Source organism: Burkholderia sp. SIMBA_062 (genome assembly GCF_046534765.1).
In the GTDB taxonomy this organism is placed as follows: Bacteria; Pseudomonadota; Gammaproteobacteria; order Burkholderiales; family Burkholderiaceae; genus Burkholderia; species Burkholderia ambifaria.
Genome location: NZ_JAWRYD010000024.1, coordinates 99,179 through 110,877 on the forward strand (window position 1 = coordinate 99,179; position 11,699 = coordinate 110,877).

12 protein-coding genes and 1 riboswitch are annotated in these 11,699 nt (G+C 67.6%); of the genes, 4 read left to right on the plus strand and 8 right to left on the minus strand.

Annotated features, from left to right (window positions below; all coding sequences use genetic code 11):
• Window positions 1-11: 11 nt before the first annotated feature.
• The 5 genes from SB786_RS24455 to thiC form a co-directional block, all read right to left on the minus strand.
• Window positions 12-1,292, minus strand: a complete 1,281-nt coding sequence (locus SB786_RS24455; protein WP_410729729.1) for an EAL domain-containing protein — start codon at window positions 1,290-1,292, stop codon at window positions 12-14.
• Window positions 1,293-1,768: 476 nt separating this feature from the next.
• On the minus strand, window positions 1,769-2,695 hold the full coding sequence (locus tag SB786_RS24460; RefSeq protein WP_410729731.1) for a DMT family transporter: 927 nt from the start codon (window positions 2,693-2,695) through the stop codon (window positions 1,769-1,771).
• A 142-nt stretch (window positions 2,696-2,837) separates the two neighbouring features.
• Window positions 2,838-3,086 (minus strand): hypothetical protein, encoded by a 249-nt coding sequence (locus SB786_RS24465; protein WP_011656438.1) that lies wholly within the window; start codon window positions 3,084-3,086, stop codon window positions 2,838-2,840.
• A 199-nt stretch (window positions 3,087-3,285) separates the two neighbouring features.
• On the minus strand, window positions 3,286-3,498 hold the full coding sequence (locus tag SB786_RS24470; protein ID WP_006759245.1) for a glycine zipper 2TM domain-containing protein: 213 nt from the start codon (window positions 3,496-3,498) through the stop codon (window positions 3,286-3,288).
• Window positions 3,499-3,735: 237 nt separating this feature from the next.
• Window positions 3,736-5,667 carry a phosphomethylpyrimidine synthase ThiC gene (thiC, locus tag SB786_RS24475; protein ID WP_410729732.1) on the minus strand — a complete coding sequence of 644 codons (1,932 nt, stop codon included), beginning with the start codon at window positions 5,665-5,667 and terminating at the stop codon, window positions 3,736-3,738.
• Between the two features lie 124 nt (window positions 5,668-5,791).
• Window positions 5,792-5,908: riboswitch (TPP riboswitch) on the minus strand.
• A 242-nt stretch (window positions 5,909-6,150) separates the two neighbouring features.
• On the opposite strand from thiC, the gene SB786_RS24480 reads away from it, so the two are divergent.
• The 3 genes from SB786_RS24480 (at window position 6,151) to SB786_RS24490 (ending at window position 7,948) form a co-directional block, all read left to right on the plus strand.
• Window positions 6,151-6,402, plus strand: coding sequence for a pentapeptide MXKDX repeat protein (locus SB786_RS24480; protein WP_006754217.1), 252 nt, complete (start codon window positions 6,151-6,153; stop codon window positions 6,400-6,402).
• Window positions 6,403-6,497: 95 nt separating this feature from the next.
• A complete protein-coding gene (locus tag SB786_RS24485; RefSeq protein WP_006759243.1) occupies window positions 6,498-7,130 on the plus strand; it encodes a cytochrome b/b6 domain-containing protein in 633 nt (210 codons plus the stop codon).
• Between the two features lie 29 nt (window positions 7,131-7,159).
• A complete protein-coding gene (locus SB786_RS24490; RefSeq protein ID WP_410729733.1) occupies window positions 7,160-7,948 on the plus strand; it encodes a molybdopterin-dependent oxidoreductase in 789 nt (262 codons plus the stop codon).
• A 21-nt stretch (window positions 7,949-7,969) separates the two neighbouring features.
• On the opposite strand, the gene SB786_RS24495 is transcribed toward SB786_RS24490, so the two are convergent.
• The gene (locus tag SB786_RS24495; protein WP_228907224.1) at window positions 7,970-8,251 is read right to left on the minus strand and encodes a helix-turn-helix domain-containing protein; all 282 of its coding nucleotides are present in this window, start codon (window positions 8,249-8,251) and stop codon (window positions 7,970-7,972) included.
• Entirely contained in the window at window positions 8,248-8,601 is a 354-nt protein-coding gene (locus SB786_RS24500; protein WP_410729740.1) for a type II toxin-antitoxin system RelE/ParE family toxin, read from the minus strand. Before SB786_RS24500 ends, SB786_RS24495 begins: the two co-directional genes overlap by 4 nt.
• A 493-nt stretch (window positions 8,602-9,094) precedes the next feature.
• Here SB786_RS24500 and SB786_RS24505 point away from each other — a divergent pair, with 493 nt between their 5' ends.
• On the plus strand, window positions 9,095-10,276 hold the full coding sequence (locus SB786_RS24505; protein ID WP_410729735.1) for an EamA family transporter: 1,182 nt from the start codon (window positions 9,095-9,097) through the stop codon (window positions 10,274-10,276).
• Window positions 10,277-10,297: 21 nt separating this feature from the next.
• Here SB786_RS24505 and SB786_RS24510 read toward each other — a convergent pair whose 3' ends face one another.
• Window positions 10,298-11,497 carry an MFS transporter gene (locus tag SB786_RS24510; protein ID WP_410729736.1) on the minus strand — a complete coding sequence of 400 codons (1,200 nt, stop codon included), beginning with the start codon at window positions 11,495-11,497 and terminating at the stop codon, window positions 10,298-10,300.
• Window positions 11,498-11,699 lie beyond the last annotated feature (202 nt).

The following is an 11,699-nucleotide window of genomic DNA, read 5'->3' on the forward strand; positions in this document are numbered from 1 at the left end:
CGGCGCGCCGGCTACCGCATCACGGTGCCCGCGCTGTCCAGCACGAAGTCGACGCAGAACACGACGAGGCGGCTTTGCGCGCGAATTGCCACCGCCGCGGTATAGCAGTCGCGGCCTTCGGTCAGCGAGAAGTGCGGGCCCATCAGCGCGACGCGTCCCGGCGCCGCGATCGCGCGCTGGAAGTAGGGGCGTCGCGACCAGTTGCTGTGGGTTTCCGGAAACAGCGGCGAGAGCCGGGTGCCGCCTGCCTGGCCGTCCTCGGGAGGCGCGCCGATCGACGGCAGGAACTGTTCGCCGATCTCATCCGTGACGAACACGCGGCGCGCGGCCGGCACCGCGAAGACGCGCTGTGCGGCATCGTTCAGGTTGCCGCTCGCGGAAAACGCGGCCGCGCCGGCGAGCACGAGCCGCTCGATCGCGTCGAAGCCCGGCTGCTCGGCGCTTCCCGGCGTATGCCGCTGCGCGATGAAACGCTGCCACGCGGCATCGAGCATCGCGGGCGCCGCGGCGCTCGCATGTGCGATTGATCCATCGGGCTGGCCGAACTGGAAGCCCTGGACGAAATCGATATCGGCGTCCATCAGCGCCTGCAGCGCGTCGTCGCTTTCAACACCCTCGGCGAGCACCATCGCGCCGGCCTGGTGGAGCATCGATACCAGGTGATGCATGATGCGGCGATCCTCGCCCGACCCGGTCGCGCGTTCGACGAGCGAGCGGTCGAGCTTGACGATATCCGGCCGTGCGCGCCACACGCGGTCGAAATTCGAGAATCCGGTGCCGAAATCGTCGATCGCGATCAGGAAGTCGCGATGCTGGATCATGTCGATCGTGCGGGCGAGCGCGGCTTCGTCGCGCGACGGCTGCTCGACGACTTCCAGCACGATGCGATTCGGCGGCAGTGCGAAATGCCGGCACAGCGCCTCGACGAATTCGCGCTGCACGAGGCCCGAATCGAGCACGCGCGGCGTCACGTTCAGGAACAGCCAGCCGTCGCCGATGCCTTGGGCGACGAAGTTGGCCGTATGCAGGCAGCGCGCGAGCCGGTCGAGCAGCAACGCGTCGGCGGCCGCGCGCGTCTTGTCGAACAGTGCGACCGGCGACACCAGCGTGCCGTTCGCGTCCACGACGCGCAGCAGCGCTTCATAGCCGACCACGCGCTTGTGCGTGATCGACAGCACGGGTTGAAACACGCTGCGCAGCGTCGTGTCGCGATACGTGGCGATCCAGCCGCTGGGCGTCGGCGTGAGGCGTTCGAGCAGGGATTCGAGCGAGAGGTCGCGGGAGGGCTTCATGTCGATGGTGCCCTGGCGCGCTCCGGGGGGGCGATGTCGTGCCGCCACGCCGAAGCCGTCGCACGCGCAGGCGGACGCGAAAGAACGTGGCGCATCGTGACCGCCTTCTGCGGATGAGTGTCCCGAGTGTAACGGGAATGGCGCGGCGCGCGTATCAGGGTAACTCCAGACGCAAACGCTACACTGGCACGTCGACGGGGCTATCCGCCCGGGAGCATGCACCCCGCGAGGGCGCCGGTCGAGCACGCGGCGACAGCGCAGCGTGCGCCGCGTTCATTGCGTGCGAAGAATGCGCGGGATTCGGAAAACGGAGGGGCCGGAAGGCCGCGCACCGCGCGCGGTCATCGGCCTCGGGTGAAAGGCGCCATGCTTCGGCGCGTACCGGTCGACGCGCGGTGCTCGAAGCCCGGGAACCGGCAACCGGCGCGTCACGCGAAACCGGCAACCGGCGGGACGCCGGCCACCACGCACACCGCTCAGGCAGCTCCCTCGCCGCGCGGGCGGACCCCAGGAATCCGCTTGATCACGCCGGTCGCCAGCGCGGTGCCGACCAGCACGATCGCGCAGCCTTCGAGCATCACGACCGACACGTGTTCACTGAGGAACAATGCGCCCCACAGCAGGCCGAACACCGGAATCACGAACGTCACGGTAATCGCGCGGGCCGGGCCGACATGCGCGATCAGGTAGAAGAAGATGAAATACGCGATGCCCGTGCAGGCGATGCCGAGCGCCAGCACGGCGCCCCACGCGTGCGCGCTGACCGCCGCTGCAGGCCAGGTCGCGATCGCAAACGGCAGCAGCAGCACGGTCGAGCCGATCATGCTGCCGGTGGCGTTGACGAGCGGATCGACGCCGCTGAGCTTGCGCTTCGTATAGTTGGCCGCAATGCCATACAGCAGCGTCGCGCCGAGCGCGGCGACGGCGGCCAGCGCGGTCGCGCTGGCGCCGGTGCTGCCGTGCGCATTCGCGATCTGATCCCAAACGAGCGTGAGCACGCCGGCAAAGCCGATCACGAGGCCGAGCGCGCGCGGCAGCGACAGCTTGTCCTTCAGCCATACGTAGGCCACGAGCGCGCCCCAGAGTGGCGTCGTCGCGTTGATCACCGAGGTCACGCCGGCCGACAGCGTCAGTTCGGCATAGGCGAACAGGCAGAACGGCGCGCCCGAGTTCAATATGCCGACGACGAACAACGGCCACGCATGCCGGCGCAGGCGGGCGGCGAGGTCGGCGGGCTTGAAACGCGTCAGCGCGAGGCCCGTCAGGAACAGCGCGCCGATGCCCACGCGCAGCGCCATCAGCGGCGCGACGCCGAATTCGGCGACGCCGATCCGGATGAACAGGAACGACGCGCCCCACAGGGCGGCGAGGACGGTCAGCAGAAAGGCGTTCTTGGGCGACATCGAGGTTGGCAGGCGCGGGGAAGGGATGCGCTGAATCTTACACCGCGTTACCACGCCGTCGTTTCACGATCGGATGAAACGACAAGAAACGGGAAATCCGCTCGCTGCCGCCGCGAGCCGGCCGGATGGCCGGCTCGGTGGCTCAGTGATGGCGATGGCCGCCGCGTCCGCCGAAACCGAAGTTCAGCGACAGCGCGGGGCCCCAATAGCCGCCCCATGCCGGCGCATACGCGGGAGCCGGATAGTAGTACGCGGGGCCGGGCTCGACATACACCGGCGCTGTCTGTACCGGCGCCGCTGCGTAATAGCCGGACGGATAGTAGCCATAAGGGTAGTAACAACCGGCGAGTGTCGCGCACGCGAGCGCTGCGGCGACGAGGGTCCTGTTCATGATGTTTCTCCGGCGTAGCCGGCAATCGGCGGATGCTTAAAGCTTAGGCCGCACGACGATGACGCGGTGCGCAAAACGGTAACGGATCATTTCCGGGCGTCGCCTGCGGCGCATGCGAAAACGGCGCTTCCGCACCGCGGAAACGCCGTCTGCTCAAACTGAAACGTACCGCGCATCGCGCGGCACGCGTCGGGCCGGCTTACTTGCCGACCTGGTTGCCGATGAGGCCGCCGGCTGCCGCGCCGCCGAGGGTCGACAGTGCGTTGCCGCCGATCGCCGCGCCGGCTACGCCGCCGACACCCGCACCGATTGCCGTATCGCGCTGGCGCCGCGACATCGAATCGCAGGCCGACAGGCTGGCTACCGTCGCGACGAGGAGTGCGTATACCCCAAAACGCCGAATCGAGTTCATGATCGTTGTCCTTGTGGTAGTGGGCGGAAGTCGCGCGACCGCCGGGTCGCGCATGAGCCCAATCTACGCGCCGTGCCCCCGCGCTGCTGTAAGGACTTGTTAAGGCGGGTTCGGTTTGGTAATCAATTGTTTCCCGCATCGGTGCAGGCATGCGTGATGCGGGCGCAAAAAAACCCGCTCGAAAGCGGGCTTCCTGCCGTGCGTCGCGATGCGACCCGTGCGGATCGCCGCGCGCGCTTACTGACGGTGATAGATCTCGGCGCCGGTCTTCACGAACTCGACCGCCTTGACTTCCATCCCCTTCTTCAGCGCCTCGGTTTCCGACACGCCCTGCTGCGCGGCGAACTCGCGCACGTCCTGCGTGATCTTCATCGAGCAGAAGTGCGGGCCGCACATCGAGCAGAAGTGGGCGACCTTCGCCGAGTCCTTCGGCAGCGTCTCGTCGTGGAATTCGCGCGCCTTGTCCGGATCGAGGCCGATGTTGAACTGGTCTTCCCAGCGGAACTCGAAACGCGCCTTCGACAGCGCGTTGTCGCGCACCTGCGCGCCGGGGTGACCCTTGGCGAGGTCGGCCGCGTGCGCGGCGAGCTTGTACGTGATGATCCCTTCCTTCACGTCGTCCTTGTTCGGCAGTCCGAGGTGCTCCTTCGGCGTCACGTAGCACAGCATCGCGGTGCCGAACCAGCCGATCATCGCGGCGCCGATGCCCGACGTGATGTGGTCGTAGCCCGGTGCGATGTCGGTGGTCAGCGGCCCGAGCGTGTAGAACGGCGCTTCCTTGCACCAGTCGAGCTGGAGATCCATGTTCTCCTTGATCAGCTGCATCGGCACGTGGCCGGGGCCTTCGATCATCACCTGCACGTCGTGCTTCCACGCGATCTGCGTGAGCTCGCCGAGCGTCTTCAGTTCGCCGAGCTGCGCTTCGTCGTTCGCGTCGTAGATCGAGCCGGGGCGCAGGCCGTCGCCGAGCGAGAAGCTCACGTCGTACGCCTTCATGATCTCGCAGATTTCTTCGAAGTGTTCGTACAGGAAGCTTTCCTTGTGATGCGCGAGGCACCACTTCGCCATGATCGAGCCGCCGCGCGACACGATGCCCGTCATCCGGTTCGCGGTGAGCGGCACGTACTGCAGCCGCACGCCCGCATGGATCGTGAAGTAGTCGACGCCTTGCTCGGCCTGCTCGATCAGCGTGTCGCGGAAGATTTCCCAGCTGAGATCCTCGGCCTTGCCGTTGACTTTTTCGAGCGCCTGGTAGATCGGCACCGTGCCGATCGGCACCGGGCTGTTGCGGATGATCCACTCGCGCGTTTCATGGATGTGCTTGCCGGTCGACAGGTCCATCACGGTGTCGCCGCCCCAGCGGATCGCCCACGTCATCTTGTCGACTTCCTCGCCGATCGACGACGTCACGGCCGAGTTGCCGATGTTCGCGTTGATCTTCACGAGGAAGTTGCGGCCGATGATCATCGGCTCGGATTCCGGGTGGTTGATGTTCGCGGGGATGATCGCGCGGCCGCGCGCGATTTCGTCGCGCACGAACTCGGGGGTGATCTCGGCGAGCGCGTTCGCGCCGAAGGCCGCGGCGCCGAACGCCTGGCCCGGGTGCTGGCGGCCCATCATCGCGGCGAGCTTCGCGCCGTTCGGGCCGCTCGACTTCAGGCTCTCGATGTACTCGGCGCGGCGCTGGTTCTCGCGGATCGCGATGTATTCCATTTCCGGCGTGATGATGCCCTGACGCGCGTAGTGCATCTGCGTGACGTTCTTGCCCGGCTGCGCGCGGCGCGGGTTGCGGTGCAGGCCCGGGAAACGCAGGTCGGCGGTGGCCGGGTCGGCCGCGCGCTCGAGGCCGTACTGGCTCGACAGGCCGTCGAGCACCTCGGTGTCGCCGCGCGCTTCGATCCAGCGCTGGCGCAGCGCGGGCAGGCCCGCGCGGATGTCGATCTTGGCGTCCGGATCGGTGTACGGGCCCGACGTGTCGTACACGTAGATCGGCGGATTCTTTTCGCCGCCGAAGCCGGTCGGCGTGTCGGCCTGCGTGATTTCACGCATCGGCACGCGGATGTCGGGCTGCGAGCCGGTTACATAAACCTTTCGCGAATTGGGCAGCGGCGCGACGGCAGCGGCATCGACGTGGGCGTCGGCGGACAGAAACTTCGGATTGGCGTTCATGCAATCTCCTGTGTGAGCGCCGGACACGCGCTGCGGCGCTTGCCCGGAGCCCTTGACGAATGTGGGGCTCGAGCTAAGCAGGAGACGAGGTTTGGTGAGGCGGCGGATTTCGTCAGAAGGAAGGCGGCGAGATCCGTACGCTTCCCTGCGCTGGCATTATCCAGATCAGGTTCAAAGGGTATTTCTCACCCGCAATGCCGGTTGTTTGACCGAACGCATTGCAGGACCCCCGCGTTAGCAAGGGCACACGATACACCGGCTTCGCAGCGGTTTCAACCGGGGGCGGATCTTATGCTGGGTGCGGCCGCAGCATCGCGGGCCGTCGCCCGGGCCGCCAGCACGGCCGCCCCGGCGAAGCGGTGCAGCATCGCGGCCGTTCGATTCCTGCCGGAAACCCCGACCGAAAAAAATATTCAACCGGCTGTCATTTCCGGGGTCATGCTGCGTCTATTCGGCTCCTTACCCATGTACCGGAGAGATGTCATGAAAAATGGACTGCTGGCTGTCTGTGTCGCCGCTTTCGCGATGGTTGCCGTGAGCGCTCATGCGCAGAACGATGCGATGTCGAAGGACGGCACGTCGATGTCGAAGGACGCGATGGGCCACGACGCGATGGCGAAGGACGGCGCGATGAAGAAGGGCACCATGAAGAAGCATGCGATGAAGAAGGACGCGATGGGCCACGACGCAATGGGCAAGGCGACGCCGAGCGACAAGATGGCGCCGTCGAACTGACGCCGGCGGGCGCGGCGGGCGGTGCGTGCATTGCATCGGCCGCCGCCGCCCATCGCATGCGTTTGCATCATTCCCGCATCTCCGGAGGCTTCACCATGCAAACCGTTCCCGCCACCGGTCGCGACGCGGCGTCACCGCCCGTGCGCCCGATCCATCCGGCGTGGGTGCGCGTGAGTCACTGGCTCAACGCGCTCGCGGCGATCCTGATGGTGTTGTCCGGCTGGCGCATCTACGACGCGTCGCCGATCTATCCGCCGTTCACGTTTCCTCACGGCATCACGCTCGGCGGCTGGCTGGGCGGCGCGCTGCAATGGCATTTCGCGGCGATGTGGCTGCTCGTCGCCAACGGGCTGTTCTATCTGGCGATGTCGATCACGACCGGGCGCTTCGCGCGCATGCTGCTGCCGGTCACGCCGGCGTCCGTCTGGCGCGACTTGCGTGCCGCATTGCGCGGGCGGCTGTCGCACGACGACCTCGGCGTCTACAACGCGGTGCAGCGCACTGCGTACCTGACCGCGATCGTCGACCTCGTCGTGCTGGTGCTGTCGGGGCTCACCATCTGGAAGTCCGTGCAGTTTCCGCTGCTGCGCGCGCTGTTCGGCGGCTACGACATGGCGCGCGTCGTGCATTTCTGGGCGATGTCGCTGCTGGTCGCATTCGTCGTCGTGCATGTCGCGATGGCGTTGCGCGTGCCGCGCTCGCTGCTCGCGATGCTGCGCGGACGCTGACCCGCACCATGCGGGAAAAGGGGATCATCATGTCGGAATCCGAAAGTACGCGCGACCGTTCGCGCTGGACGCTCGACCGCAAGTCGCTCGAACTCGACGTGCGCCACGCGCTCGACATGCCGTCGCGACGGCTCTTCAACCGCCGCATCCTGACGCTCGGCGGCCTGACGATGTTGACCGGTTGCTCGCTGCAGGACGACGCGTCGGTCAACACGTTTCTCGAGCGGGTATCGCGGCTGAACGATCGCGTGCAGGCGTGGATCTTCAGCGGCGAGCGGCTCGCGCCGACCTATACCGAAGCCGACATTACGCGGCCGTTCCCGTTCAACGCGTACTACGGCATCGACGACGTGCCGCACGTCGACGCGACGACGTACCGGCTCATGCTGTCGGGCCGCGTGACGGGCAAGCGCGTGTGGACGCTCGACGAGCTGTATGCACTGCCGCACGCGGAGCAGATCACGCGGCACATCTGCGTGGAAGGGTGGAGCGCGATCGGCCGCTGGGGCGGCACGCCGTTCGGCGCGTTTCTGGCGCGCGCCGGCGCCGATACGCACGCGAAATACGTCGGCTTCAAATGCGCGGACGATTACTACGAAAGCATCGACATGCCGACCGCGCTGCATCCGCAGACGCTGCTCACATTCGACTACGACGGCCATCGCCTGCCACCGGAATTCGGCTTTCCGATGAAGCTGCGGATGCCGACCAAGCTCGGCTACAAGAACCCGAAGCACATCATGGAAATCTTCGTGACCGATACGTTCCCGGGTGGCTACTGGGTCGACCAGGGGTACAACTGGTTCGGCGGATCGTGAGCGGCGGGGCTTGCCGATGCGTCACGCGGAGTCGCGCACCTGCAGATCGACGCGCAGGCCGACGGCCGACGCCATGTTCACGAGCGCATCGAGCCCGAACAGGTTGATCTTGCCGCGCAGCAGGTCGGACACGCGCGGCTGCGTGACGCCCAGTTGTTTCGCCGCCTGCGCCTGGCTGAGTTCCAGCTGCGCGATGCGCTGCTTGAGCGCGATCATCAGTTCGGAGCGCAGCTTCATGTTCTCGGCCTCGGCCGGCTGGCCCTCGATTGCGTCCCAGACATTCGTATAGCGTTCGTTGCTCATCGTTTCCTCTCGATCGTCAGCGCGCGATAGCGCCGGGTGGCCAGTTCGATATCGGCCTTGCAGGTGCGCGCCGATTGCTTGCGAAAGCAGTGCAGCACGTAGATCGCGTCGGCGAATGTCGCGACGTAGATGATCCGGAATGCGCCGCTCGCATCGCGCAGGCGAATTTCCCGCACGCCGGGGCCGACGGTGCGCATCGGCTTCCAGTCGTCGGGCGCCAGACCGCGCTGCACCTGGTCGATCTGGTGGCCGGCTTCGCGGCGCGCGGGCAGTGGAAAGCCGCGAAGCGCGTCAAGGGTGCCGCCGACGAAGACAACCGGCTTCGGCGGAAGAATGGTTGAATTATACAAAATTTTGTATGGGTGGTGTGCGAATCGAATGACCGGAACGTCGGCGGCCGGAGCGGCAGGCCGATCGTCACGATAAGCGGGAAGCGACACCTGAAGCGCCTGACTGGCCATCAGGCCGAGGTATCGACGTGACGCGCGGGTAGGTTTTGAGCACGGCGGCCGCGACGCCCGTGCAGCGCGTCTCCGGCACCGGATCCAGCGTGTGCCGCGGCCCGAAATTGTCGCGCCGAAACGTCAGTCGATATCCTTTCAGACTGGTCTGACGATGCTTTCGAATCCGTGATGCCATAATGCCGAGCATTGCGTGGACGAAGCCGTTCACGCACGTTTTCGTGACCCTCTGCCGCCGCTCGCCGGTTCTTATTCGTCGCCGTTCGCACCCATGTCGTTCCGCACGTTTGTCTGCGCCTTCCCGGTCCCGTCAGGGCCGTTTGCCGGTTTCTCCGGCGTCTTTCAGCGGAGCGCGCGACACGTCGTGCAGGCAGGCTGAACGATGACACCGCTCGACCGCCTCCTCGATTTCCTCGCCCGCCTGCCGTTCCGGATCCGCCTGCCGCAAAGCCGCGGCGGCCGTGTCGCACTGGCCCTGGTATTCATCTATTTCGTGTGGGGTTCGACCTACAGCGGCCTGCATTTCGCGCTGCAGTCGTTCCCGCCGCTGCTGCTGTCGGGGCTGCGCAACCTGCTCGGCGGGATTGGCCTGTTCATCTTCGCGCTGCGGCGCAAGCCCGAATGGCCGACGCTGCTGGAAATCCGCAACTCGGCGATCGTCGGCACGATGCTGGTCGCGTTGTCGTCCGGCACGATCGCGCTCGGGATGCGCACGGTCAGCAGCGGCTCGGCCGCGGTGATGGTCGCCACGGTGCCACTGTTCGCGACCGTGATCGCGGCGGTCGCCGGGCGCCCGGTGACGAAGGGAGAGTGGTCGGCCGTCGCGCTCGGGATGGTCGGCATCGTCGTGCTGAATTCGGGCGGCGCGGCTGCCGCGAACTCGGCGCTCGGCACGATCAGCGTGCTGGCCGGCGCGCTGTTCTGGGCGGGCGGCGCGCATCTGTCGACGCGGCTCAAGCTGCCGTCGGACCTGTTCCTGTCGACGTCGCTGCAAATCGGTCTCGGCGGACTGATGTCCACGTTGGCCGCGTGGCTGCTCGGCGAGCGCATCGAGCAGGTCGCGGCCGCGCCGGTGTTCGCGTTCCTGTACCTGATGGTGTTCTGCACGATGGCGGCGTACGTCGCATACGGCTATCTGATTCGCCACACGAGCCCGATCATCGCGAGCAGCTGCATGTACGTAAATCCGATCGTCGCGGTCGCGCTCGGCGCGCTGATGCTGGGCGAGCCCGTGACGATGGCGACCGTGGTCGCGACGGTCGCGATTCTCGGCAGCGTCGGACTGTCGTTCCTGTTCGATCCCGCACGCCGTCCCGCGGCGCGCGCGGCGGCCGATGCGTCGCAGGCTGTGGCGGCCGGCTCGGCAGCGGGGGCGGCAGGGGCGGCGTTCGTACCGGATCAGGCCGCGGTGCCGGATCCGGCGCCGATCCTCACGCCTTCCGCGATACCGCTTGCGGTGCCGACCCCGGCCGCCGTCGTGGACCCGGCCGCGGTCATGGATCCCGCGCAGGCGTTCACGCCGCCACCCGCCGACGAACCGGCCGAGTCGCGCGCCGGCGGGTGACGGCGGCGCGCGCGGCAGCGATCAGCCGCGCCGTGCGCCGCGATGATGGGACCACGCGGCAAGCGCGGCAAACAGCAGTCCGGCCGCGCACATGCCGATCCAGCCGAATGCATGCCACGCGGCGACGCCGACCGACGAGCCGAGCGCGCCGCCGATGAAGTAGCACACCATGTACACGGTGTTCACGCGGCTGCGCGCGTCAGGCTTCAGTGCGTAGATCCGCGACTGGTTCGAGATCTGCGCGGCCTGCACGCCGACATCCAGCACGATCACGCCGATCACGAGCCCGACGAGGCTCGCCCCCGACAGCGCGAAAATCACGAACGACGCCGCGAGCAGCGCGATCGCGAGCGAGATGATCGCGCGTGGGCCGCGCTTGTCGGCGAAACGGCCCGCGTAGGGCGCGGCCAGCGCACCGGCCGCGCCGACGATGCCGAACAGACCCGCAGCCTGCGGGCCGAGATGGAACGGCGCGCCGGCGAGCAGCAGCGTGAGCACGGGCCAGAACGCGCTGAACGCGGCAAACAGCGCAGCGCCCGTCAGCGACGCCTCGCGCAGCCCGCGCAGTTCGACCGCCAGATGCCACATCGAGCCGAGCAGCTTGCCGTACGACAGCGTCGACGTCGGCGAACTGCGCGGCAGGCGCAGCACGATCACCGCGGCCAGCGCGGCGAGCGCCGCGACCGACGCACCGAATACCGCCCGCCAGCCGAAATATTCGGCGACGAAGCCGGCCGCCGTGCGCGCCAGCAGGATGCCGAGCAGCAGGCCGCTCATCACGGTGCCGACCGCATGCCCGCGCTCGGCGGGCGGCGCGATCTCGGCCGCGAACGGCACGGCCTGCTGCGCGATCGTCGCGAGCACGCCGATCGCGAGGCTCGCCGCGGCGAGCACCGCCAGCGACGGCGCGGTCGCGGCCACGATCAGCGCGATCGACAGGCCCGCGATCTGGAGCAGGATCAGCCCGCGGCGATCGAAACGGTCGCCGAGCGGTGCGAGCAGGAACATGCCGGCCGCATAGCCGAGCTGGGTCGCGGTCGGCACCGCGCCGATCCACGACGCATCGTCGGGAAAGGCCGAGCGGAAGCTGTCGAGCAGCGGCTGGTTGTAGTAGATGTTCGCGACCGACACACCCGCGATCGTCGCGAGCAGCAACAGCAGGCTGCGCGAGTAGTGGGGCGAGGCGGCGTCGGTCGGACGGTCGGTGGAGGCGGCGGACATGGCGGCAACGGAACGGAGTGGGGCGGCGTGGCGCCAGGCGCGGCACGGCTGCGCAGGCGGCCGGGCGCCGATCGAGCGTGCCGATCATACCGGAGCACCGGGGATCATGCCGGGAGGGCGGCCAAGCGGCCAAGCGGCCAAGCGGCCAAGCGGCCAAGCGGCCAAGCGGCCAAGCGGCCAAGCGGCCAAGCGGCCAAGCGGC

Coding starts and splice junctions, on each gene's coding strand:
- SB786_RS24480 (WP_006754217.1), top strand. CDS start 6,151: ATGAAAAATGGACTGCTGGCTGTCTGTGTCGCCGCTTTCGCGATGGTT.
- SB786_RS24495 (WP_228907224.1), bottom strand. CDS start 8,251: ATGAGCAACGAACGCTATACGAATGTCTGGGACGCAATCGAGGGCCAG.
- SB786_RS24465 (WP_011656438.1), bottom strand. CDS start 3,086: ATGAACAGGACCCTCGTCGCCGCAGCGCTCGCGTGCGCGACACTCGCC.
- SB786_RS24505 (WP_410729735.1), top strand. CDS start 9,095: ATGACACCGCTCGACCGCCTCCTCGATTTCCTCGCCCGCCTGCCGTTC.
- SB786_RS24490 (WP_410729733.1), top strand. CDS start 7,160: ATGTCGGAATCCGAAAGTACGCGCGACCGTTCGCGCTGGACGCTCGAC.
- SB786_RS24510 (WP_410729736.1), bottom strand. CDS start 11,497: ATGTCCGCCGCCTCCACCGACCGTCCGACCGACGCCGCCTCGCCCCAC.
- SB786_RS24485 (WP_006759243.1), top strand. CDS start 6,498: ATGCAAACCGTTCCCGCCACCGGTCGCGACGCGGCGTCACCGCCCGTG.
- thiC (WP_410729732.1), bottom strand. CDS start 5,667: ATGAACGCCAATCCGAAGTTTCTGTCCGCCGACGCCCACGTCGATGCC.
- SB786_RS24460 (WP_410729731.1), bottom strand. CDS start 2,695: ATGTCGCCCAAGAACGCCTTTCTGCTGACCGTCCTCGCCGCCCTGTGG.
- SB786_RS24455 (WP_410729729.1), bottom strand. CDS start 1,292: ATGAAGCCCTCCCGCGACCTCTCGCTCGAATCCCTGCTCGAACGCCTC.
- SB786_RS24470 (WP_006759245.1), bottom strand. CDS start 3,498: ATGAACTCGATTCGGCGTTTTGGGGTATACGCACTCCTCGTCGCGACG.